The following is a 21,596-nucleotide window of genomic DNA, read 5'->3' on the forward strand; positions in this document are numbered from 1 at the left end:
GTTACGCCTGCACGGAGGCGCTTGCGAGCGCCGCGTCGAAGGCACGTTGCAGCGCGTCGCGATCGAGGTCTTCGCCGATCAGCACGAAGCGGCTTTGCGTCTTCGCTTCATCGGCTTGCCACCGGCGATCGAAATAGCTGTCGAAACGACGTCCTACGCCCTGCACGACGAGCCGCATCGCCGCGCCCGGCAATGCCGCGAAACCCTTCACGCGATAGATCGTGTGATGCTCGACGAGCGTGTGCAACGCCGCGATGGCCTGCTCGCGGGATTCGACCCTGCCATGAACGACGACCGAATCGAACGCGTCATGATGATGATCGGCATGGCCTTCTTCGTCGGGCGAGCCGTGATGATCGTGCCGCAGATGGATCGTTTCTTCCGATGCAGCTCCGAGGCCGAGCAGCGTATGCACGTCGAGCCTGCCCATTTGCGCGGGCACGATCTTCACTTCGGGCGGGATCTCGGGGCGCACGAGCGCTTCGACTTTGTGCAGCGCTGCCTCGTCCATGAGGTCGGTCTTGTTCACGATGACGAGATCCGCCGACGAAAGCTGATCTTCGAACAACTCATGCAACGGCGATTCGTGATCGAGATTCGGATCGGCCTTGCGCTGCGCATCGACGGCGACGGGGTTCGACGCGAACTGGCCGCTTGCGGCAGCGGGGCCATCGACCACGGTGACGACCGCATCGACCGTGAACGCGTTCTTGATCGACGGCCAGTTGAACGCCTGCACGAGCGGCTTCGGCAACGCAAGACCCGATGTTTCGATCAGCACGTGATCGATGCCATCGCGCCGCTCGACGAGCTGCTCCATCACCGGATAGAACTCTTCCTGCACGGTGCAGCACAGGCAACCATTTGCGAGTTCATACAGATTGCGGTCTTTTGAGCCGGCTTCGTCGTCGCAGCCGATGCCGCAACCCTTCAGGATTTCCCCGTCGATGCCGAGCTCGCCGAACTCGTTGACGATGACCGCGATGCGCTTTCCTTTCGCGTTGGACAGGATATGGCGCATCAGTGTGGTCTTGCCGCTGCCGAGAAAGCCGGTCACGACCGTGACGGGGATCTTGCGGGTTTGCATCGTAGCTCCGTGGCTTCGTATGCGTGCGCTTCGTGTCGCGCGATGCGTGGCAACGCTGCGGCATGAAAAAGGAAAGCACACGCTTGAATGAACATGGGCCGCGCCGCATCCCCGCGACAGCGATCCTCCGTGAAAGTCTGGCCGGTATCCGGGCTGACGACCGCGCCGCTTCGCCTTCCCGCGCGTTACTACGCGCAGTGGCCTCGAAGCCGGCTTCCCGATCGTGCGATGAAAACATCGCGCGCGCGGGGAATCGCTTACCGTTGCGGGGGCAGCGCAGGTTGACGTCCGCTCGATCGGTCGAAAGGAACGTGTCCTGCTTCCCGTTTAACTGCGCACGAGAGAATCCGCGCGCGAGCACCAAAACTGCGTGAAAGTCTAGGCCCGGCGCGCGCGAGCGTCAAGAAATGACGCCGCTCGCGCGGTGTCATAATGTCGGCCCACGCAGCGCACTCTCGTCATTCACCATGAAATCTTCGATCGTTCGCATGAATGTGCCTGCAATCATGCGGCTCGCCGTCGGCATCGGCTGCAGGCGCGACACGAGCGCCGATGCGATCGAACATGCGGTGCGCGTCGCGCTGGGCACGCTCGAATTCGGCGACATCGCGATCGTCGCGAGCATCGATGCGAAGCGAAACGAAGCGGGCTTGCTCGCTTTCTGCGCACGTCATGGCCTGCCGCTGCGCTTTTATACCGCCGATGAGATCGCGCGCACGCCTCGCACGGCGATGTCACATCACGCGGCGAAACATATGAACGTCGATGGCGTATGCGAGCCATGCGCGCTGCTTGCAGGCAACGCGCACACGCTCATCGTGCCAAAGACGATCGGTTGCGGCGTAACTGTCGCGGTCGCAATGGCGCATGAACCCGATGCGAACGGAACATGAACACCGGTTTGGCCGTGGTGCGCGGGCGCGCCGTTTCGGCGAGCGGCTTTGCAACGGGTGGCTTGAACTTATCGCGGCAAAGCCAGACGAGAACGGCCAGCGCCACGAGTTCCAGATAGAGATAGAGCGCGTCCATTTCCTTGCTCCTGAAGTCGGTGATTGCGTGACTGCATGATGCCCACCGTCTGTTAGCGCAGAATTAAGCCGAAAACGCGGCCGCTGCTGATGTACGATACGGCCGTCTTTCGTCATGCAAAGACCCGCTGCAACCCCATTCGAATGGAGTCGATGTGAAAACCGATACCGAATCGCATCTGCGCATGACCCAGCGTCGCAAGGAAGGTCACGAGAAAAAGCAGGCCGCCGCCGATCATGAAAAAGGCCTGCTGATCGTGAATACCGGCAACGGCAAGGGCAAGACCACGGCGGCGTTCGGCATGGCCGTGCGCGTGCTCGGTCATGGGATGAAGCTCGGCGTCGTGCAGTTCATCAAGGGCGCGCTGCATACGTCCGAGCGCGATTTCCTCGGCGCGATCGCGCATTGCGATTTCGTCACGATGGGCGACGGCTATACCTGGAACACGCAGAACCGCGAGGCCGACATGGCCACTGCGCGCAAAGGCTGGAACGAGGCGCGGCGCATGATCGAAAGCGGCGATTATCAGATGGTCGTGCTCGATGAACTGAACACCGTGCTCAAGTATGAATATCTGCCGCTCGATGAAGTGCTCGACGTGCTCAAGGCGCGGCCCGCGATGCTGCACGTGGTCGTGACCGGCCGGCATGCGCCCGATGCGCTGATCGAACTCGCCGACCTCGTCACCGAGATGCGGCTCGTGAAGCACCCCTATCGCGAGCAGGGCGTGAAGGCGCAACGCGGCGTCGAGTTCTGAACGCAATGCCCGACTGCCCCGCTCTTTTCATCGGCGCAAGCGCGTCGCATCAAGGCAAGACCACGGTGACGGCCGCGCTTGCGCGCCATCACACGCGCCGTGGCCTGAACGTGCGCGTGTTCAAGACCGGCCCGGATTTTCTCGATCCGATGATCCTCGAGCGCGCATGCGGCGCGAGCGTGTATTCGCTGCATCTCTCGATGGTCGGGTTCGACGCGTGCCGCGCCTTGCTTGCACAGGCCGCCCGCGAGGCCGATCTCATTCTCATCGAAGGCGTGATGGGTCTTTTCGACGGCACGCCAAGCAGCGCCGACCTCGCCGCCGCGTTCAACGTGCCCGTGCTCGCGGTGATCGGCGCGCACGGCATGGCGCAGACCTTCGGCGCGATCGCGTTCGGGCTCGCGCGTTATCGCGCGGACGTGCCGTTTCATGGCGTGCTCGCCAATCGCGTCGCGTCGGCGCGCCATGCGCAGATGCTGTCGGAGACCATTCCAGAGGGGCTGCTTTATTGCGGCCATCTGTCGAACGCGGACGATATCGCGCTGCCCGAGCGTCATCTCGGTCTCACGCAGCCTGACGAAATCGCGGGCCTCGACGCGCGCCTCGATCGCGCCGCCGACGCGATCGCGCAAACCGCGCTCGCGGATCTGCCGCCGCCCGTTCATTTCGACGATACGACCCTTCCCGCGCCCCCGCGTCTGCTCGACGGGATGCATATCGCGATTGCGCGCGACGCAGCGTTCTCGTTCGTCTATCCGGCGAACGTCGATCTGCTCGCCGAGATGGGCGCGCGCATCAGCACATTCTCGCCGCTCGCCGACGAATCCGCGCCCCACGATGCGGATGCGCTCTATCTTCCCGGCGGTTACCCCGAGCTGCATGCGGCAAGTCTCGCGGTAAATGCGAACGCGCGCGCGTCGATCGCCGAACACGTTGCAAAAGCGAAGCCGGTCGTCGCGGAATGCGGCGGCATGCTCTATCTGCTCGACACGCTGACGGACATCGAAGGCACACGGCACGCGATGCTCGGCATTCTTCCGGGCGATGCCGCAATGCAACGCAAGCTGTCGCGCCTCGCGATGCAGCGTATCGACACGACGCACGGCGCGATGATGGGCCACACGTTCCATTACTCGACTCTGCACACGCCGATGCAGGCCGTCCTCGAGGCGAAACACGCGACGACGGGCACATCGGGCGAAGCGCTCTATCGACACGGGCCGGTCACGGCCACTTACATGCACGCTTACTGGCCGTCGAATCCGGCCGCCGCTGCCGCGCTCTTTCGCGGCGAATCACTATGACGACGACGCAAGACATTCGCACGCCGCTCGATCTCGCATTCACGATCGAGCGCGCAAAGACGCAGGAACCCATCGGCTCGCCCTGCACCGACGTCTGCAAGCTCGATCCGGAAACGGGCTTATGCCTTGGATGCTTCAGAAGCCGCGAAGAAATCAAGACCTTCAAATCGATGGACGAAGCCGCGAAGCTCGATTTATTCGACGCGTTGCTCGCACGGCGTGCGGCAAGCGCGAAATAGAAAGCCCACGCTTCGATCGAAACGTGGGCCGGACAATCGAGCCTGCAAGAAGCGTCAAGCCGCCGCCATTCTCCTGACAGCCGGCCGGTCCAGTTCACGTGCGGCGAGTGCGCCGAACACGAGACCGAGCGTCGTCCAGATCAGCGCCTGAATGCCGATCGCGGCCAGGCGGAAGTTCCACAAGAGCGACGCGGAGAAATCGGCGGGCACTTCGTCGATGCGCGGCAGTGCAAGCTGCGCCACCACGATCACGACGAGATACGCGGCCGAGGCGATAAGCGTCGCGTTCCAGCCGTCATGTCGCGCCGCCATGCGCCGCCAGAGCCACAGCGCGAACACGGCCGCCGCGATGGAAATGGCCACCATGCCGAAGAAGAGCGCCGTGCGCGGCCCGATGGTGTCGGGATTGCCGACCGCCGGCGGATTCGGCGGGTACTTGAGGAACGGCACGATGGCGACGCTCACGAAGCCGAACAACGCCAGAAGCGCCGACGTGCCGCGCGCGTGCAACGCGCCGAGGCGCCCATAAGCAAACGCGAACACGAGCGAGAAGAGACCGCCCAATGCGGTGCCGAACACCGCAACGCCCGTCAGGAGGCCGAGACCCGCTTGCGTATCGCGGGAGACGAGTTCTTCGTCGCCGTGATCGTGCGAATGCGCGGCGCCTCTCGCGGCATCGGCATGCTCATGGTCGTGCGCCTGCTCGTGATGTTGCTCGAACGCGATGGCGCGCGCCACCGACGGCTCCCCGAACGCACGAGCGAAACCGAAGCCGATCAGGCCCGCGATCAGCCCCGCGATCATGCCGCGTATCAGCAAAGTGCGAATCATGACGCGTCCTCAGTGGCACGGAAAGCCGAGCAGATGCCGGCCATCGTGAACGAACTCGTGGACGTACATGCCCGAGAAGATCGACGTCGCGCCCTGCTCCGCGCCGACGAAATAGATTGCGATCAACAGAAGAAGGCCGATGAAAACGGCCCACGGGAGCACTTCGCGCACCGGAAGGGGCACGGGTGCGTCGAGCGACGGGGAAACCGGAGCGGAAAAGGCCGGCGTGTTGGAAGCATTCATGGTGGTTCTCCAGGGAAAAGCGCGTCCCGATTGACGAAGAGCATGCAGCGGGGTCTGACTCGCGGCGCAACGCTTTCACGCTGACGAACGCATACAGTGGCGCGACCGTGCCGGATTTGCACCGGCTTCCTCGCACTGCAAGCTTGCCATTCTATGATGATCGGCGGCAAAGTAAAACGATTCCGATTCGCCCGGCGACTCCCTTGGAACTCATTCTGTTGTGCCACGCCGCTACGCGCGCGATGAAAACCGGCCACTTTCCCGGAGGCGACGATCATGCCGAGCATGATGCACGCATTCAACTCGCGCCGCTGCGGGTGGGGCCGCGCTCCGTGCGGGATACACGCGTGATCGCGAGCCCGGCGCGCGTAGCGCGCCAGACCGCGCAATGGATCGCCGATGCTTTCGAAATCGCGCCCGCGTTCGACGATATCGACTATGGCCGCTGGCGCGGGCACTCGATACGCGAGACAGCCGAGCGCGAGCCCGAGCAGGTCGCCGCGTGGCTTGCGGATCCAGAAGCGCGCGGACACGGCGGCGAGAGCGTTGCCATGCTCGCAGCGCGCGTCGCGCAGGGGCTTGCATTCGTCGATCGCCTGAATGCGCGCGAGCGCTGCATCGTGGTCACGCATGCGATCGTCGTCAAAGTGGCGCTCGCGCATATGCTCGGCATGCCGCTCCAGTCCGTGTACGGAATGAATTTCGCGCCGCTTTCATCGACGGTGCTCAAACGCGCCTCGCCCGCCGACGCATGGACCGCCGAATCGCCGCATGAAGCGGCCTGAACTTCGTTGCTGACACATCGCTCAAACGAGCAGCGCATCGCACGCGCGGTCCGCTCTCGAACCGATTCAGGAGACTCAGATGCCGCATTACGTGGATGGATTCGTCGTACCCGTGCCGATCGACAAGATCGACGCCTACCGCACCATGGCCGAGGCCGCCGGCAAGATCTGGCTCGAGCATGGCGCACTGCAGTTCGTGGAGACCATCGCCGACGACGTCAAGCCCGGCAAGCTCACGTCGTTTCCGCAGAGCGTGCAAATGAAGGAAGGCGAGACCGTGGCGTTCTCGTATTCGTCTACGCGTCGCGCGAGCAGCGCGACAGCGTCAACGCGAAGGTGATGGAAGACCCGCGGCTCAAGGCGATGATGGAATCCGGCGATCCGCCATTCGATCCGCAGCGCATGTTCTTCGGCGGTTTCACGACGCTCGTGGAACTGGGGCGTAGCTGATTCTTATGTTTTTGACCTGACGAGAAGGAAACGCTTCGACATGTATATCGCCATGAACCGCTTCAAGATCGTGCCCGGCGCCGAAGCCGACTTCGAACGCCTCTGGAGCAGCCGCGACACGCATCTCAAGGATGTGCCGGGGTTCGTCGAGTTTCATCTGCTCAAAGGACCGGTCAAGGACGACCACGTCCTCTATTCGAGTCATACGATCTGGGCGAACCAGGCGGCCTTCGAGAATTGGACACGATCCGACGCGTTTCGCGCCGCGCATCGCAACGCCGGCGGCGAGACGCGCCAACTCTATCTCGGCCACCCCGAATTCGAAGGCTTCGAAGTGATTCAGACCGTCAAATAAGCGCTCCGAGCGTGCCCTCGAACGACCGGGCGCTTTTCCGTGAGCACGCGCGTTTTACACTGATGTGAAAAAACGCGCGTTCAGCGAACTCTCGTCAGGCCTTTGCGCCGCGTGCCATGCGCTGCAACGTCGACGAATCGATCGCTGCGGCGCAGATGCGCACCGCTTCTTTCAGCGTGCGCGGCCGGCCCTCGCCGAACTGCGATTCGAGCATGGCCACGGCGCGCAGACGCTCGTCGTTGCCGAGCTTTTCGCCTGTCGCAAGCTCCAGCACGGAGATGAAGTAGCCCGCGGGCGGCGCGGCGCTCGCCTGGGGAGCCGCCGGGCGCTTCCCTTTAGCGCTTTCGCGCCCGTCACCTTGCGCCGGAATCCACGGGTGCCATTTGCTGTCATATCGACTTGTCATGGGTCAGTTCGCTGGCTTGATTGCTGTGGCGCACATTGCGCGCCGTTAGTCTCGGGACGCTGTCGCCCCTCTTTTCAATAGACAAACAATTAGCAAGTCGCGTTCCAAGCAGCATTTCCCTCGTGCGGTCTATCGCACCTGCGAGCTTTCCTCCGACAAAACCGCCCGCGCCACGCGACAGGTCGCGAGATCCCACGCCGCACAGCCGACCGATTTGAACACGACGGGCCGCTCGGCCTTTTTCGGAGCGGCGAGCGCTTCGGCGAGCGCATGCACCGCGTTCCAGTCGACGCCCGCGAGAATGAAGTCGCCCGCTTCGTGACGCGCGCCCGCGAGGTCATCGACATAAAGCTCGCTCGCGTGGACGGTCGCGGCGGCGATCTCTGCGGCATCGGCGGTAAAGGCGCCCACGCCGATCACGAGCCGCCCCGCACGCGCGGGCATCGTGTAGACGGGCGTCTTGCTCGTGGTGGCGGCGATGACGACATCGACCGAATCGGGAATCGTGGTGTCTTCGAGCACGGCGAGATTGCCCGAAGCCGACGCATGCGCGGCGCAAAAATCGCGTGCGCGTTCAGGACGGGAGCCCTGTACGCGAATGCGCGCATCCGGATAAACGGCGGCGAGCGCCTCGACGTGATACGCAGCCTGCTTGCCCGTGCCGATCACGAGCACCTCGCGCGGCGCGACGACGTGAAGGGCGCGGATCGCGAGCATCGACACGGACGCCGTGCGCCGCCCCGTCACGGTGGGACCGTCGAGCATGAATTGCGGCACGCCCGTCGTGGCGTCGTACGCGGTGACCTGACCGTGGATCGTCGGCAAGCCGCGTGCGCCATTGCCGGCGCATACATTGACGAGCTTGTGCATCGCGATATCGGCGGCGCTCGCGGGCATCGACAGCATGACGCCGCCCTCGATCGGCACGACCATGCGCTCCGGACTCACGATGCGGCCCGCCGCGTAGTCGAGCATCGTTGCGGCGAGCGTGTCCACGAGCCGGTCATAAGGCACGAGGCGCGCGGTTTGGGCTTCGTCGAAACTCTGGATCGTTGCGGTCATCGTGTTCGCTCGCGGTAGATGTTGAGATGAGGTCGACAATGCCATTGGCATGCCATCGAAATGCCGGAACATTCTAACGGCGCGCGGCGCCGTGTCACAAAGCCGTGCGCCGGATTTGAGGCCGCACGCGCGGCTTTCTACAATGTTTGAATCGACCGTTGTCGTATGAATGCCATCGAATACCGTCATAATCGCCCGGCCCGCGCCGCGACCGGTCAAACGCGACGGCGGCAGCCCAGGAACGCCCACGGAGCCCTTCATGAATCAGACGGAAAAACAGCGCCGCTTCCACGCCGACATCATCGACAGCTACGACGAAGAGTTCGAGATGGAAGTCGACGACCGCTTCCTGGACGGCGAATCGACCTTCTCGGAAGAAGAACGGCGCTTGCGCAAAACCTATTTCCGCGAGCTGTTCCGTCTGCAGGGCGAGCTCGTGAAGCTGCAGGACTGGGTCGTGAACAAGGGGCATCGTCTGGTCGTGCTGTTCGAGGGACGCGATGCGGCGGGCAAAGGCGGCGCGATCAAGCGCATCACGCAGCGCCTGAATCCGCGTGTGTGCCGCGTGGCGGCGCTTCCTGCGCCGAATAATCGCGAGCGCACGCAGTGGTATTTCCAGCGTTACGTGTCGCACTTGCCCGCGGCGGGCGAGATCGTGCTGTTCGACCGAAGCTGGTACAACCGCGCGGGCGTCGAGCGCGTGATGAACTTCTGCACCGACGAAGAATATGAGGAGTTTTTCCGCTCGGTTCCCGAGTTCGAGAAGATGCTGGTGCGCAGCGGCATCCAGATCATCAAGTACTGGTTCTCGATCACCGACGACGAACAGGAAGTGCGCTTCGAGGCGCGTATCGAAGACCCGCTCAAGCAGTGGAAGCTGAGCCCGATGGATCTGGAGAGCCGACGCCGCTGGGAAGCGTACACGGTCGCGAAGGAAGTCATGCTCCAGCGCACGCACATTCCCGAAGCGCCGTGGTGGGTCGTGCAGGCCGTCGACAAGAAGCGTGCGCGCCTGAACTGCATTCATCACCTGTTGAGCCAGGTGCCGTATCACGAGATCGAGCATGAGCCGATCAAGCTGCCCGAGCGCGTATTCAATCCCGATTATCTGCGGCAACCCGTGCCGGATGAAATGTACGTTCCTGAGGTGTATTGACGTTCGATGATACGGCTCGCGTCAGCAGCAGTTGCTGCAGGGAACGCGCTTCACGGCGACATTACCGCGCTGACGCGCCACGGTGTGACGCAGCGCGAACTGATATGCGTGCTGCGAACCCTTGAGCACCATCACGAACATGACCTGCGCGAGATTGAAGTCGAGCGTGACCATCAGGCGCGTCAACAGTAGCAGTGGCAGCACCACCGCCGGCTGATACAGTTGTCTTGCGATCAAGTCTTTCATCATCGGCTCCCTATCCCATGATCAGAATTCTAAGGAATGGAGCCTCGCGGATAAACGCCGCCCAGGTGAAGACATATGTTCCGGGAGACGAACAATCCACTGCGTCTCTCCGATCCTTCTTTTCAGCGAACACTAACGAATTGGCCCCGCGCAATGCGGGGCCATATTCACGTCACTTCTGAGCGAGACTCGGTTCGGGCACCGGCGCGGGCTTTGCATCGCCCCAGCCGCCGCCCAGTGCGCGGATCAGATTCACCGTCGATACCGCCTGTGTCCCACGCAGCTGGACCGACGCGCGCTGCGTCTGCAGCACGGTACGCTCCGCATCGATCACGTCGAGGTAGTTCACCGCGCCTTCGGTGTACTGCGTGCGCGAAAGCTGCGCGGCACGCACCGATGCTTTCACGGCATCGTCCTGTGTCGCTGTCTGGTCTTCGAGGATGCGCAGATCGGAAAGGTTGTCCTCCACCTCGCGGAACGCAACGAGCACCTGTTGACGATAGCTCGCGACATCCTCTTCATAAATGGCGCGCGCATTCGCGAGATTGCCCTTGCGCCGGCCGCCATCGAAGATCGGGATGTTCAGCGCCGTGCCCGCGAACGGCCCGAGCAGGAACGTGCGGCTCGACCACTTGAAGAGATCGCCGAGCGTCGCGGATTCGAAGCCGCCCGAGCCCGTGAGCGTCAGCGACGGGAAGAACGCCGCCTTCGCCACGCCGATGCGCGCGTTCGCCGCCGCCATCGCGCGTTCCGCCGATGCGATATCCGGCCGACGTTCGAGCAGCGCCGAGGGCAGCCCCGGCGGCACGCGCACCGTGACCGGCTTGAGCGGGTTCGCGGCTATAGAGAACTCGGCGGGCGCCTTGCCGAGCAGCACGGCGAGACTATGTTCCGATGCCGCGCGCAGACGTTGCACCGTCATCGCATCCGAGCGCGCCGTCGCCAGTTCCGACTTCGCCCGCGCAACATCGAGCTCGCTGATATCGCCTTCGGTGTAGCGGCGTTGCACGAGCTTCAGCGCTTCCTCGCGCAACTGCACGGTGCGCGTGAAGACATCCGTCTCGGCATCGAGCTCGCGCAGATTGAAGTAGTTCTGCGCGACGTCCGCCTGCAACGCCAATTGCACGGAGCGGAACAAGGCCTCGCTCTGCTGCGTGTCCGCATTCGCGGCCTGCACCGAGTTCGATACGCGGCCGAACAGATCCACTTCATACGACGCACTCGCCTGCGCGCGCCACAACGTCTGCGCGGGCACGTTGCCATCGGCCGGCAGGAACTGCGATGCCGGCGAGAGCTTCTCGCGCGTCGGGCCGAAACCCGCGTCGAGCGTCGGAAAGAGGCCCGCGCGGGCCGTCTGGTTGATCGCGCGCGCTTCCTTCACGCGCGCCGCTGCCGCCTTCAGGTTCTGGTTCGCGTCCTGCGCCTGCTTCTCCAGATCGTTGAGCGCGGCGTCGTCGAAGATCGTCCACCATTCGCCGCGCATCATCTCTTCCGAAGGCTGCGCGGTCTTCCAGGTGCCCGCTTCCGATGCATCGAGCGGCTTTTGCGGCGTTTCCTTGTACGCGGACGGCGCATTCACGTCCGGCTTCTCGTAAGTGGGCGCGAGCGAGCAGCCCGCCACCAGCAACAGCGAAGCCATCAGACTCGATAACACATGTAGCTTATTCATCATCGACCTCATTGCGCCTCGTAGGAGGCACCGATACCGCGCATCTGCGGATGCGAGCCGTGCTTGTCCGTCACATGCTCGGTGCGGGACAGCTTGCGCAGGATCACGTAGAACACCGGCGTCAGCATCAGACCGAAGAGCGTCACACCCAGCATGCCGAAGAACACCGCGACGCCCATTGCGTGACGCATCTCCGAACCCGCGCCCGTCGAGAGCACGAGCGGCACCACGCCCATGATGAACGCGATGGACGTCATCAGAATCGGGCGCAGACGCAGGCGGCTCGCTTCGATCGCGGCCTGCACGATCGAGCGGCCCTGCATCTCCAGCTCGCGTGCAAACTCGACGATCAGGATCGCGTTCTTCGCCGACAAGCCCACCAGCACCATCAAGCCGATCTGCGTGAAGATGTTGTTGTCGCCATCGGTGAGCCATACGCCGAGCAGCGCCGACAGAATGCTCATCGGCACGATCATGATCACCGCGAGCGGCAGCGTCAGGCTTTCGTACAACGCGGCAAGCACGAGGAACACGAGCAGCACGCTGATCGGGAACACCCACAGTGCCGCATTGCCCGCGAGGATCTGCTGATACGTGAGATCGGTCCATTCGAACTTGATCCCGCGCGGCAGCACTTCCGCCGCGATGCGTTCCGCCGCCGCCTGCGCCTGGCCCGACGAATAGCCCGGCGCCGGGCCGCCGTTGATGTCCGCGGCGGTATAGCCGTTGTAGCGAACGACCATTTCAGGGCCATACGTCGGCGTGACCTTCACGAGCGACGACAAAGGCACCATGTCGCCATTCGCGTTGCGCGTCTTCAACAGGCCGATGTCTTCCGGGTTCGCGCGAAACGGCGCATCCGCCTGCACGCGCACCTGATACACGCGTCCGAAGCGATTGAAGTCGTTCACGTAGAGCGAGCCGAGATAGACCTGCATCGTGTCGAACACGTCCGTCACGGACACGCCGAGTTGCTTCGCCTTCACGCGATCCAGATCGACATTCAACTGCGGCACATTGATCTGATAGCTGGAGAACGTCGGTCCGAGCTCGGGCGTCTGCGATGCGCGCTTGATGAACGCCTGCGTCGCATCGGCAAGTGCCGCATAGCCGAGCGCGCCGCGATCCTCGAGCTGCATCTTGAAGCCGCCGAGCGTGCCGAGACCGAGGACCGGCGGCGGCGGGAACACGGCGATGAACGAACCCTTGATGCCCGCGTACTTCTGATTCAGCGCACCCGCAATGGCATTCGCCGACAGCGCCTTGTCATGCACGCGCTCCTTGAAGGGCTTCAGCGTGACGAACACGATGCCCGCGCTCGACGAGTTGGTGAAGCCGTTCACCGACAAGCCCGGAAACTCCACCGCGCTTTCCACGCCCGGTTGCTTCAGCGCGATATCCGACATCTGACGGATCACGCCTTCGGTGCGATCCAGTGATGCACCGTTCGGCAGTTGCGCGAAGCTGATCAGATACTCCTTGTCCTGCGCGGGCACGAAGCCGCCCGGCACGACCTTGCCCATCAGCACGGCGCCGGCGAGCAGCACGGCATACACCACCATCATCAAGGCCTTGCGATTGATGACGCTCTTTACGCCCTTGCCATACGCGTCCGAGCCGCGATGAAACACCTTGTTGAAGCCGCGAAAGAAGCCGCCGAACACGCGGTCCATCCCGCGCGTGAGCCAGTCCTTCGGCTCGTCGTGGCCTTTCAGCAGAAGTGCTGCGAGCGCGGGCGACAAGGTCAGCGAGTTGAACGCGGAGATCACCGTCGAGATGGCGATGGTCATCGCGAACTGCTTGTAGAACTGGCCCGTGAGACCCGACATGAACGCGAGCGGCACGAACACTGCAACCAGCGTCAATGCGATCGCGATGATCGGCCCGCTCACCTCGCGCATTGCCTGATACGTGGCTTCTCTCGCCGACAAGCCCGCCTCGATGTTGCGCTCCACGTTCTCCACGACCACGATCGCATCGTCCACGACGATACCGATCGCGAGCACCATCCCGAACAATGACAACGCGTTGATCGAGAAGCCGAACGCGAGCAGCAGCGAGAACGTACCGACGATGGACACCGGCACGGCGAGCAACGGAATGATCGACGCGCGCCACGTCTGCAGGAACACGATCACCACGAGCACCACGAGCGCGATTGCTTCCGCGAGCGTATGAATCACCGCTTCGATGCTCGAACGCACGAACTGCGTCGGGTCATAGACGATCTGATATTCCAGGCCCGCGGGCATGTCGGCCTTCAGCTCCTTCATCGTCTTGCGGACTTCGTCGGAGATCTGCAGCGAGTTCGCGCCCGGCTGCTGATTGATTGCGATTGCAACCGCCGACTTGTTGTCGAGCAACGAGCGCAAGCCATATTCCGATGCCGCGAGTTCGACGCGCGCCACATCGCTCAGATGCGTCACCGCGCCATCCGGCGATGTCTTCAGCACGATGTCGCGGAACTCCGACTCGTTCTGCAGGCGGCCGCGCGCATTCACGTTCAGTTGCAGCGGCACGTTCGGCAGCGTCGGCGAACCGCCGATCACGCCCGCGGCGACCTGCACGTTCTGCTCGCGGATCGCGTTGACGACATCCGTCGCCGTCATGCCGCGTTGCGCGACCTTCTGCGGATCGAGCCATACGCGCATCGAGTAATCGCCCGAGCCCCATAGCTGCACTTCGCCCACGCCCGCAATGCGTTCGAGCCGGTCCTTCACGTTGATCAGCGCGTAGTTGCGCAGATACGTCATGTCGTAGCGGCCGTTGGGCGAGTTCAAGTGAACCACCATCGTCAACGTCGGCGATGACTTGATCGTCGTCACCCCCAGGCGCTGCACGTCCTGCGGCAGACGCGGCAACGCCTGATTCACGCGGTTCTGCACGAGCTGCGTGTTCTTGTCGGGATCGGTGCCGAGCTTGAACGTGACCGTGGTCGTGAGGTTGCCGTCGCTATTGGCCTGCGACTGCATGTAGAGCATGTCCTCCACGCCGTTGATCTGCTCTTCCAGCGGCGAGGCCACGGTCTCCGCGATCACCTTCGGGTTCGCGCCAGGATACTGCGCATGCACGACGACCGAAGGCGGCACGACTTCCGGATACTCGGAGATCGGCAGCTTGAACATCGCGATGATGCCTGCCAGCAGCACGACCACCGATAGCACGCCCGCGAAGATCGGGCGGTCGATGAAGAATTTGGATATGTTCATGACGGGTTCTGTGTGTTGCGGATGACGCGCATCACTGTGCCGATGCGGTCTTCACGGCGGGCGCGGGCGCAGCGCCGCTGTCGTTCATGGCGACGTTGTTGGCCTTGATCATGTCGTTGGGACGCACGCGCTGCAAGCCGTTGACGACGATGCGCTCGCCCGGTTGCAGGCCCTTCGAAATGACACGCAAGCCTTCATGCGTCTGCCCGAGCGTCACTTCGCGGTACTGCACGCGGTTGTCCTTGTCGACGACCATCACGTACTTCTTGTCCTGATCGGTGCCGATGGCTTCGTCTTCCACGAGCACGGCCGGATGCGGCGTGCCGCCACCCACTTTCACGCGCGCGTAGAGGCCCGGCACCAGCGTGCCGTCCGGGTTGCTGAAGCGCGCGCGCACGCGGATCGTGCCGGAGGTCGTATCGAGCCGGTTATCGACGGAATCGACAACGCCCTCGCGCGAATAGCCGTCTTCGTTCGCGAGACCGAGCGACACTGGCACCGCGCTGCCCGCATCGCGGCCGAGATAGCGCAAGTACGTTTGTTCATCGACATCGAACGATGCGTAGATCGGCGACACGGACACGAGCGTCGTCAGCAACGGCGCATTCGCGCCCGTAGACACGATGTTGCCGACGGTGAGCTCCGCGCGCGACACGCGCCCCGCCACCGGCGCGACGATATGCGTGTAAGCGAGATTGATCTTCGCGGTCTCGAGCGCAGCCTGCGCGGCCTTCAGGTTGGCGACGGCCTCGCGCGCGGCGTTCTGCTTTTCGTCGTAGTCGCGCTTGGCGATCGCGTTATCGGCGAGCAGCCGCTCTGCGCGCGCCGCATCCGTCGACGTGTAGCCATTGCGCGCCTGCGCCGCCGCGAGCTGCGCCTGTGCGCGATCCACTTCGGCTTCGTAAGGGCGCGGGTCGATCGTAAAGAGCGCATCGCCCTTCTTCACGAGCTGGCCATCCTTGAAATGTACGGCGACGATCGTGCCCGGCACGAGCGGGCGAATGTCGACGTGATCGACCGCTTCGAGACGGCCCGAATAGCTCTGCCAGTCGGTGATGGTCTTCGACACCACGGCCGCGACGTCGACTTCCGTCGCGGTCGGACTGTGAGCGGCAGCCTTGGCTTCGTTTATTGCTGAATCGCCGTGTCCGCGCCAGGCGGTATATCCGCCCGCGCCCACGATGATCAGCGTCGCGCCTAGCGCGGCGTAGATGCGTTTGCGAGTGAAAGACATGGTGAGAGCTCCGGTTGCGTTGAGATTGTTGTTGTGTATTGCGTGCGATGCGCGCCGTTTCTTGCGCTTGCTTCCGTATTTACTTCGCGCGCGCCAGCCGTTTTCTGAAGAACGTCACGACGTCGGCGAGCGCATCGGGATGCGCGGCGAGCGCCTGATGGGACGTCTTGCCATGACGCGTAACCTCGGTCGGCACGCCCGCCGCGATCAGTTCGCCCGCGTATTTCTCCGCTTCGATATGCAGGAGGTCGTGCTCGGCGCTCGCGATGATCGCTGGCGGCAAGCCGCCGAGACGGCGCGACTCGAGCGGCGCGGCATACGGATGCAGGCGTTGCGAAGCATTTGGCAGATACGCGCGATACCACTGCGCGCATTCGCATGCTTCGAAATCGGGGCACAGCACTTTGCGTTCGTCGGCGAGACGCGTCATGCTCGGATCGAGCAGCGGCGCGAGCAGCGCTTGCGCGGACATGCGAATATCGCCGCGATCACGTGCGATGGCAGCGACGCAAGTCGCGAGATTGCCGCCCGCGTCATGACCGGCGACGCCGATACGCTGCGGATCGGCGCGCTGCGCGCGGGCCTGCGCGACGGCCCATTGCGCCGCGCGATAGCCGTCCTCGGGCGCGGCCGGAAACGGAAACGCCGGCGCGAGCGAATAGCCGACCGATACGACCCACGCGGGCGTATCGCGTGCGATCGTCGCGGCGGCAATATCCGCGTCGTCGAGCCCTCCGCGAATAAAACCGCCGCCGTGGAAGTAAAGAACGATGGGCAACACCGTGCCATCCGATGCGGGACGATAGCTGCGCAGCGTGATGGGTTGCGTGTGTCCCGTGATGTGCACATCTTCGATGCACAAGCGGGGGCTCGACTCCAGATCCAACAGTGATGCCATGGTTATTTCCGGTGCAAGGCCTGTGCTGCAAGGCCTGCACGCATAAGTTGCGATGCTGCGAATTCTGGAGTCCGCGCCTTTTTTAATAAATGCCTATAATCCGGCAACACAATTCGGTCGCACCGAACAATCGTGGTTATCCCTTGCGATCGTTCATTCCGTTATTTTTTAGCGCTCGCTTAAATAGTTGCGTCGCTAAGTAAAGAAGGTGAGAGAACATGGATCGGCTACAAGCAATGCAGGTATTCACCCGCGTCGTGGACACCAATAGCTTTTCGCGCGCAGCGGATACGCTCAATCTGCCGCGCGCCTCCGTCACGACGATCATTCAGAATCTGGAAGCGCATCTGAACGTGCGTCTGCTTCAGCGCACGACACGCAGGCTCAATCTCACACCCGATGGCGCCGCGTATTACGAGCGCTGCGTGCGCATCCTCGCGGACATCGAGGAAGCCGAAGGCTCGTTCTCGAACAACGGAAAGGGTCCGCACGGCAAGTTGCGTGTGGATATGCCGGGGGCGATCGGGCGGCTCATCGTGATGCCGCAGCTATGCGATTTCCATACGCGCTATCCGGAGATCGAGTTGATGATGGGCTTTGGCGACAAGCCGGTCGATCTCATTCAGGAAGGCGTCGATTGCGTGATTCGCGTGGGCACGCTGCAGGATTCGAGTCTCGTTGCGCGCCGTATCGGCGTGTTTCAGGGCGTGACGGTAGCGGCCCCGCAATATCTCGAACGCAACGGCACGCCGAGAACGATCGAGGATTTGCAGAATCACACGGCGGTGAATTATTTTTCGAGCCGCACCGGGCGCGTCATGGATATGGATTTCGTCATCGACGACGAAACCATCGAAGTGAAGATGCGCGGCATGATCGCGGTGAACGACGCGGAAGCGTATCTCAGTTGCGGGCTGAAGGGCGTCGGCATCATTCAGGTGCCGCGTTTCATGGCGTTGCCGCATCTGCGGGCGGGCGAGCTCGTCGAAGTGCTGCCGCAATGGAATCCGCTGCCAATGCCGATTTCCGCGGTGTATCCGCATAACCGGCATCTGTCGCCGAAGGTGCGCGTGTTCGTCGACTGGGCAGCCGAATTGTTCGAACGCTGCCCGCTTCTGCAAGGCCAGAAGGATGCGGAAGAACGCTGCCTTCCTACGAGCACGTCATCGCCGACCATCGTGCGGCACGGCACGCCTGAAGTCGCGGGCACCGAAGATATCGTCGCATAGCCGATTATCTTCCGGGGCGGTGCAAACGCCCGCCCAACAAGCCCTCGCGCCATTATTCGCCGAAATCGATAAATCTATTCGCGGATACGGCATTTATCCGCGTGTGCCGCGCGACTACATTCACTCCCAACGCAGCGTGCTCATTTTCCAATTGCAATTCGCAATTGCCCGCACGCCGCAATCGGAATGAAAGGAGTCGCAAGCATGAAACAGCTCATCACGGGATTTTCTCTCGCAGCCATCTCCGCTGTCGTCACGACTACCGCATTCGCGGAAGGCGGCCAAGGCATCGGCCGCGCAGGCACGTATCAGGTCCAGACGCAGACGGAAGCGACCTCGAGCGATACGCCCAAGACGCGCGCCCAGGTGCGTGCCGAACTCGTTGCAGCGTATTCGAACGGCTCCCTGCCGGCATTGAATCGCAACTCGTATCCGGAACGCGGCATGTGGGGCGATGCCGTCGCTGCGCAAAGCGAGCAACGCGCACGCGATGCGGCGCAGGCGGAAGCGCGCAACCGCGAGATCGTCGAGTACGCCAATGGCTCGGCGGCGCAAGGCAATGTGACGACGCGCTGATCGTCGCGTCAGAAAGGATTCAAGAGGCCATCATGTTCGAAAACACGTCACTCGATCAGTTCTCGCTTCTCGACGAACTGCCTTCACTCACGCCGGTGTGGCACCCGTTCACGCAGCACGCTGCGCATGCGCCGGCCGTTGCGCAAGAGACGAAGCAGGAGAGCACTGAACGCTCGCACTGAGCGAGACATGAAAGGCGCGGACAAAAGCCCGCGCCTTTTTTATTCAACTCAACCGCACGCGCCGATTTCGCCGCATGCCGTGCAGAAGTCGCAGCCGTCCTTGCGGATCACTGCATTTGCACCACACGTCGCGCATTTCCGGCCGTGCATCAGGGAAAGGCTATGCGGATCGATCTCACCTCCCGCGATACCCTCGGATACCTCCTCGCGTTCATCGGCTACAGCTACCGGATGCGGCGCGCAATCGGCACGCTTGCGCGCAAGCACGCGCGACGGTACCTGGTTTCCTTCTGCGTCGAGAAAACCGCGACGATAAAGAATCTGCTGGATCGCATACGCTAACGCGGCGACTTCCGAATCGTGCCAGCGCGGACTGCGATGTCCGTCGAGCCGTTCGACATCGCCGAGTCGCACCTGTCCGCGGTCCCACGACACTTTTCGCATGTCCTGCAGCGTGCGCGCCGCGAAACCGCCGCGCGCGGCCAGTGACAGCGAACGCATCGTCGCCGTGATCCATTGCTGTGATTCGTCGCGCTGCCCCGTGGGAATGAAGAACTCGATGGGCCGCTCGATCGTCACGTCCTCGCCGCCGATACGCCCCGTCACTTCGATGAACGAGACCGCGAGATAAAGCGACTTCTTTCCCGCCTGCGTCAGATACTCGACCTTCTCGATGATCGCGGGCAACTCGCCTCTCGGCCGATGATCGATCGCAATGCGCAACGGATCGAGATCGAGTTCGGGGTCGGGCGAATCGCTCGGCGTCTCGGCGGGCGTGACGGAGAGCACCGCGCCCAGCGTCTCGTTCGGCCGATATGTCGCAAGCCCCTTCAGTCCGCGCCGCCATGCCTCGAAATAGAGATCCTGAAACTTGTCGAATGGATAATCTGCGGGCACGTTCACGGTCTTCGAAATCGATGTATCCACGAACGGTTGCACCGCGGCCATCATCTCCATGTGATCGTGCGCGGACATCTGCAGCGCGCTGATGAAATAGTCGGGCAGCGCGTTCACGTCGCCGCCCATCTCGCGATATAGCCGGTACGCGTGATCTTCGACGGGGAAGGTCTGACGTGAACCGTCCGCCATGCGTTTCGTGCGTTGATAGGTCCACGAGAACGCCGGCTCGATGCCGTTCGATGCGTTGTCCGCGAACGCGAGGCTCACGGTGCCCGTCGGCGCGATCGACAGCAGATGACTGTTGCGAATGCCATGCTCGCGTATCGCGCGCTTGATGTCGTCGGGCAGGCGCGAGGCGAACGTGCCCTCTGCCAGATAATGCTTCGCATCGAAGAGCGGAAACGTGCCGCGCTCTTTCGCGAGTTCGACCGATGCGCGGTACGCCTCGTCGCGCATCGTGCGCGCGACCCGCGTGGCGAAGTCGCGCCCTTCCTGCGCGTCATAGCGAAGCCCGAGCATCACGAGCGTGTCGCCGAGGCCGGTAAAGCCCACGCCGATGCGGCGCTTCGCTGCGGCTTCGCGTGCCTGCTCTTCGAGTGGCCAGAGCGTGACGTCGAGCACGTCGTCGAGAAAGCGCACTTGCGTGCGCGTCGTGCGTGCAAGGCCGTCCCAGTCGAAGGACGGCGCGCCGCCGCGCATCTGCGCGAACGGATCGTGCACGAAGCGCGTGAGATTGAGCGGACCGAGATTGCAGCAGCCGTATGCGGGCAGCGGCTGTTCGCCGCATGGATTGGTCGCGCGAATCGATTCGACCGCGCGCAGATTGTTATCGTCGTTCATGCGCGACATGAACACGACACCCGGCTCGGCGACGTCGTAAGTCGAGCGCATGATCGTGTTCCATACTTCGCGCGCCTGCACTTCGCGATAGACCCAAAGGCCGTCCTCGCGCTGGTGCATGTCCTCGGCGGCACGCTGCGCCGGTGACGGTTCGGCCTTGTGCACGAGCTGCCATGTGGCGTCGTCGGCGACGGCCTGCATGAACTCATCGGTCACCGCGACCGATACATTGAAATTGTTCCAGCGCCCTTTCGTATGTTTTGCCGCGATGAATTCGAGCAGATCGGGATGCGAGCAATCGAGAATGCCCATTTGCGCGCCGCGCCGCGAGCCCGCGCTTTCGACCGTGCGGCACGATGCGTCGAACACGTCCATGTAGCTGCATGGACCCGATGCCGCCGATCCCGTCGAATGCACACGCGCGCCGCGCGGACGGATCGCCGAAAAGTTATACCCGACGCCGCCGCCGCGACGCATCGTCTCGGCTGCCTGCAGCAGCGCGACGTAAATACCCGGCAAGCCGTTGCTGTCGACGTTCTGTATCGCATCGCCTACGGGCTGCACGAAGCAATTGATGAGCGTCGCGTCGATGCCCGCGCCGGCCGCGCTCATGATGCGCCCCGCGCCGAGCGCGCCGCGCTTGAAGTTATCGACGAACTCCGCTTCGATCTTCGCGCGCGACTCTTTCGGCTCGGCAAGCGCGACACCGCGCGCCACGCGCAGGTAAATATCCTCGACGCGCGTCTCGTCGCCCTTGGCATATTTTTCGAGCATCACGTCGACGGAGAACTGCTGCGGTGCGAGAGCGGTGCTGGGATTGTCTTCAGCCATGTCGGAGATCCTTTGATTGCTGAGCCTTGCGCGATGGGGTCGGAAAGGCGTTGCGCGCGCTTGGCATGAACTGCCGCA

21 protein-coding genes, 1 pseudogene and 2 riboswitches are annotated in these 21,596 nt (G+C 63.0%); of the genes and pseudogenes, 11 read left to right on the forward strand and 11 right to left on the reverse strand.

Going from position 1 to position 21,596, the window contains the following annotated elements; translation table 11 throughout:
• Position 1 precedes the first annotated feature (1 nt).
• Positions 2 to 1,087 carry a cobalamin biosynthesis protein CobW gene (cobW, locus tag NCR38_RS18045; RefSeq protein ID WP_061115648.1) on the reverse strand — a complete coding sequence of 362 codons (1,086 nt, stop codon included), beginning with the start codon at positions 1,085 to 1,087 and terminating at the stop codon, positions 2 to 4.
• Positions 1,088 to 1,208: 121 nt separating this feature from the next.
• Positions 1,209 to 1,467, reverse strand: a riboswitch (cobalamin riboswitch).
• Positions 1,468 to 1,575: 108 nt separating this feature from the next.
• Here cobW and NCR38_RS18050 point away from each other — a divergent pair.
• The 4 genes from NCR38_RS18050 (at position 1,576) to NCR38_RS18065 (ending at position 4,416) form a co-directional block, all read left to right on the forward strand.
• The gene (locus NCR38_RS18050; RefSeq protein WP_250477441.1) at positions 1,576 to 1,980 is read left to right on the forward strand and encodes a cobalamin biosynthesis protein; all 405 of its coding nucleotides are present in this window, start codon (positions 1,576 to 1,578) and stop codon (positions 1,978 to 1,980) included.
• Between the two features lie 290 nt (positions 1,981 to 2,270).
• Positions 2,271 to 2,873, forward strand: coding sequence for a cob(I)yrinic acid a,c-diamide adenosyltransferase (gene cobO / locus NCR38_RS18055; RefSeq protein WP_061115646.1), 603 nt, complete (start codon positions 2,271 to 2,273; stop codon positions 2,871 to 2,873).
• Positions 2,874 to 2,878: 5 nt separating this feature from the next.
• Complete coding sequence (locus NCR38_RS18060) at positions 2,879 to 4,177, forward strand: cobyrinate a,c-diamide synthase (protein WP_061115645.1); 1,299 nt, start codon at positions 2,879 to 2,881, stop codon at positions 4,175 to 4,177.
• The gene (locus NCR38_RS18065; RefSeq protein ID WP_061115644.1) at positions 4,174 to 4,416 is read left to right on the forward strand and encodes a DUF1289 domain-containing protein; all 243 of its coding nucleotides are present in this window, start codon (positions 4,174 to 4,176) and stop codon (positions 4,414 to 4,416) included. The genes NCR38_RS18060 and NCR38_RS18065 overlap by 4 nt, the downstream gene beginning before the upstream one ends.
• A 54-nt stretch (positions 4,417 to 4,470) precedes the next feature.
• Here NCR38_RS18065 and NCR38_RS18070 read toward each other — a convergent pair whose 3' ends face one another.
• Positions 4,471 to 5,247 carry a CbtA family protein gene (locus tag NCR38_RS18070; protein WP_061115643.1) on the reverse strand — a complete coding sequence of 259 codons (777 nt, stop codon included), beginning with the start codon at positions 5,245 to 5,247 and terminating at the stop codon, positions 4,471 to 4,473.
• Between the two features lie 9 nt (positions 5,248 to 5,256).
• On the reverse strand, positions 5,257 to 5,490 hold the full coding sequence (locus tag NCR38_RS18075; RefSeq protein ID WP_061115642.1) for a CbtB-domain containing protein: 234 nt from the start codon (positions 5,488 to 5,490) through the stop codon (positions 5,257 to 5,259).
• A gap of 28 nt (positions 5,491 to 5,518) precedes the next feature.
• A riboswitch (cobalamin riboswitch) is annotated at positions 5,519 to 5,645 on the reverse strand.
• A 48-nt stretch (positions 5,646 to 5,693) separates the two neighbouring features.
• Here NCR38_RS18075 and NCR38_RS18080 point away from each other — a divergent pair.
• The 3 genes and pseudogenes from NCR38_RS18080 to NCR38_RS18090 all read left to right on the forward strand — a co-directional run bounded on the left by NCR38_RS18080 (position 5,694) and on the right by NCR38_RS18090 (position 7,080).
• A complete protein-coding gene (locus NCR38_RS18080) occupies positions 5,694 to 6,275 on the forward strand; it encodes a histidine phosphatase family protein (RefSeq protein ID WP_061115641.1) in 582 nt (193 codons plus the stop codon).
• Positions 6,276 to 6,354: 79 nt separating this feature from the next.
• Positions 6,355 to 6,725: pseudogene (locus NCR38_RS18085) on the forward strand (DUF1428 domain-containing protein).
• Between the two features lie 40 nt (positions 6,726 to 6,765).
• Complete coding sequence (locus NCR38_RS18090; protein ID WP_061115639.1) at positions 6,766 to 7,080, forward strand: antibiotic biosynthesis monooxygenase; 315 nt, start codon at positions 6,766 to 6,768, stop codon at positions 7,078 to 7,080.
• Between the two features lie 94 nt (positions 7,081 to 7,174).
• Here NCR38_RS18090 and NCR38_RS18095 read toward each other — a convergent pair whose 3' ends face one another.
• Together NCR38_RS18095 and lhpI are read right to left on the reverse strand one after the other, a co-directional pair.
• Complete coding sequence (locus tag NCR38_RS18095; RefSeq protein ID WP_061115638.1) at positions 7,175 to 7,486, reverse strand: hypothetical protein; 312 nt, start codon at positions 7,484 to 7,486, stop codon at positions 7,175 to 7,177.
• Positions 7,487 to 7,615: 129 nt separating this feature from the next.
• Positions 7,616 to 8,548: a bifunctional Delta(1)-pyrroline-2-carboxylate/Delta(1)-piperideine-2-carboxylate reductase gene (gene lhpI, locus NCR38_RS18100; protein WP_086960595.1), complete on the reverse strand. Its 933-nt coding sequence runs from the start codon at positions 8,546 to 8,548 to the stop codon at positions 7,616 to 7,618.
• Positions 8,549 to 8,807: 259 nt separating this feature from the next.
• On the opposite strand from lhpI, the gene ppk2 reads away from it, so the two are divergent.
• On the forward strand, positions 8,808 to 9,704 hold the full coding sequence (gene ppk2 / locus NCR38_RS18105) for a polyphosphate kinase 2 (protein WP_061116047.1): 897 nt from the start codon (positions 8,808 to 8,810) through the stop codon (positions 9,702 to 9,704).
• A gap of 21 nt (positions 9,705 to 9,725) precedes the next feature.
• Here ppk2 and NCR38_RS18110 read toward each other — a convergent pair whose 3' ends face one another.
• The 5 genes from NCR38_RS18110 to NCR38_RS18130 form a co-directional block, all read right to left on the reverse strand.
• Positions 9,726 to 9,953, reverse strand: coding sequence for a hypothetical protein (locus NCR38_RS18110; RefSeq protein WP_086960591.1), 228 nt, complete (start codon positions 9,951 to 9,953; stop codon positions 9,726 to 9,728).
• Positions 9,954 to 10,122: 169 nt separating this feature from the next.
• Positions 10,123 to 11,631, reverse strand: a complete 1,509-nt coding sequence (locus NCR38_RS18115; RefSeq protein WP_061115636.1) for an efflux transporter outer membrane subunit — start codon at positions 11,629 to 11,631, stop codon at positions 10,123 to 10,125.
• Complete coding sequence (locus NCR38_RS18120) at positions 11,628 to 14,828, reverse strand: efflux RND transporter permease subunit (protein ID WP_061115635.1); 3,201 nt, start codon at positions 14,826 to 14,828, stop codon at positions 11,628 to 11,630. Before NCR38_RS18120 ends, NCR38_RS18115 begins: the two co-directional genes overlap by 4 nt.
• 31 nt (positions 14,829 to 14,859) lie before the next feature.
• Entirely contained in the window at positions 14,860 to 16,062 is a 1,203-nt protein-coding gene (locus tag NCR38_RS18125; RefSeq protein ID WP_061115634.1) for an efflux RND transporter periplasmic adaptor subunit, read from the reverse strand.
• 79 nt (positions 16,063 to 16,141) lie between these two features.
• On the reverse strand, positions 16,142 to 16,960 hold the full coding sequence (locus NCR38_RS18130; protein WP_061115633.1) for an alpha/beta hydrolase fold domain-containing protein: 819 nt from the start codon (positions 16,958 to 16,960) through the stop codon (positions 16,142 to 16,144).
• Between the two features lie 218 nt (positions 16,961 to 17,178).
• On the opposite strand from NCR38_RS18130, the gene NCR38_RS18135 reads away from it, so the two are divergent.
• The 3 genes from NCR38_RS18135 to NCR38_RS18145 all read left to right on the forward strand — a co-directional run bounded on the left by NCR38_RS18135 (position 17,179) and on the right by NCR38_RS18145 (position 18,947).
• Positions 17,179 to 18,189, forward strand: coding sequence for a LysR family transcriptional regulator (locus NCR38_RS18135; RefSeq protein WP_061115632.1), 1,011 nt, complete (start codon positions 17,179 to 17,181; stop codon positions 18,187 to 18,189).
• Positions 18,190 to 18,393: 204 nt separating this feature from the next.
• Entirely contained in the window at positions 18,394 to 18,765 is a 372-nt protein-coding gene (locus NCR38_RS18140; protein WP_061116045.1) for a DUF4148 domain-containing protein, read from the forward strand.
• A 32-nt stretch (positions 18,766 to 18,797) separates the two neighbouring features.
• The gene (locus tag NCR38_RS18145; RefSeq protein WP_250477442.1) at positions 18,798 to 18,947 is read left to right on the forward strand and encodes a hypothetical protein; all 150 of its coding nucleotides are present in this window, start codon (positions 18,798 to 18,800) and stop codon (positions 18,945 to 18,947) included.
• Between the two features lie 48 nt (positions 18,948 to 18,995).
• Here the strand turns inward: NCR38_RS18145 and NCR38_RS18150 are convergent, their stop codons facing one another.
• Complete coding sequence (locus NCR38_RS18150) at positions 18,996 to 21,518, reverse strand: adenosylcobalamin-dependent ribonucleoside-diphosphate reductase (protein ID WP_061115631.1); 2,523 nt, start codon at positions 21,516 to 21,518, stop codon at positions 18,996 to 18,998.
• Positions 21,519 to 21,596: the final 78 nt, after the last annotated feature.

The organism is Caballeronia sp. INML1 (genome assembly GCF_023631085.1).
Lineage (GTDB): Bacteria > Pseudomonadota > Gammaproteobacteria > Burkholderiales > Burkholderiaceae > Caballeronia > Caballeronia turbans.

Coding starts and splice junctions, on each gene's coding strand:
- NCR38_RS18120 (WP_061115635.1), bottom strand. CDS start 14,828: ATGAACATATCCAAATTCTTCATCGACCGCCCGATCTTCGCGGGCGTG.
- lhpI (WP_086960595.1), bottom strand. CDS start 8,548: ATGACCGCAACGATCCAGAGTTTCGACGAAGCCCAAACCGCGCGCCTC.
- NCR38_RS18060 (WP_061115645.1), top strand. CDS start 2,879: ATGCCCGACTGCCCCGCTCTTTTCATCGGCGCAAGCGCGTCGCATCAA.
- NCR38_RS18050 (WP_250477441.1), top strand. CDS start 1,576: ATGAATGTGCCTGCAATCATGCGGCTCGCCGTCGGCATCGGCTGCAGG.
- cobW (WP_061115648.1), bottom strand. CDS start 1,087: ATGCAAACCCGCAAGATCCCCGTCACGGTCGTGACCGGCTTTCTCGGC.
- NCR38_RS18115 (WP_061115636.1), bottom strand. CDS start 11,631: ATGAGGTCGATGATGAATAAGCTACATGTGTTATCGAGTCTGATGGCT.
- NCR38_RS18130 (WP_061115633.1), bottom strand. CDS start 16,960: ATGGCATCACTGTTGGATCTGGAGTCGAGCCCCCGCTTGTGCATCGAA.
- NCR38_RS18095 (WP_061115638.1), bottom strand. CDS start 7,486: ATGACAAGTCGATATGACAGCAAATGGCACCCGTGGATTCCGGCGCAA.
- NCR38_RS18145 (WP_250477442.1), top strand. CDS start 18,798: ATGTTCGAAAACACGTCACTCGATCAGTTCTCGCTTCTCGACGAACTG.
- NCR38_RS18070 (WP_061115643.1), bottom strand. CDS start 5,247: ATGATTCGCACTTTGCTGATACGCGGCATGATCGCGGGGCTGATCGCG.
- ppk2 (WP_061116047.1), top strand. CDS start 8,808: ATGAATCAGACGGAAAAACAGCGCCGCTTCCACGCCGACATCATCGAC.
- NCR38_RS18125 (WP_061115634.1), bottom strand. CDS start 16,062: ATGTCTTTCACTCGCAAACGCATCTACGCCGCGCTAGGCGCGACGCTG.
- NCR38_RS18065 (WP_061115644.1), top strand. CDS start 4,174: ATGACGACGACGCAAGACATTCGCACGCCGCTCGATCTCGCATTCACG.
- NCR38_RS18150 (WP_061115631.1), bottom strand. CDS start 21,518: ATGGCTGAAGACAATCCCAGCACCGCTCTCGCACCGCAGCAGTTCTCC.
- NCR38_RS18140 (WP_061116045.1), top strand. CDS start 18,394: ATGAAACAGCTCATCACGGGATTTTCTCTCGCAGCCATCTCCGCTGTC.
- NCR38_RS18090 (WP_061115639.1), top strand. CDS start 6,766: ATGTATATCGCCATGAACCGCTTCAAGATCGTGCCCGGCGCCGAAGCC.
- NCR38_RS18075 (WP_061115642.1), bottom strand. CDS start 5,490: ATGAATGCTTCCAACACGCCGGCCTTTTCCGCTCCGGTTTCCCCGTCG.
- NCR38_RS18110 (WP_086960591.1), bottom strand. CDS start 9,953: ATGATGAAAGACTTGATCGCAAGACAACTGTATCAGCCGGCGGTGGTG.
- NCR38_RS18135 (WP_061115632.1), top strand. CDS start 17,179: ATGGATCGGCTACAAGCAATGCAGGTATTCACCCGCGTCGTGGACACC.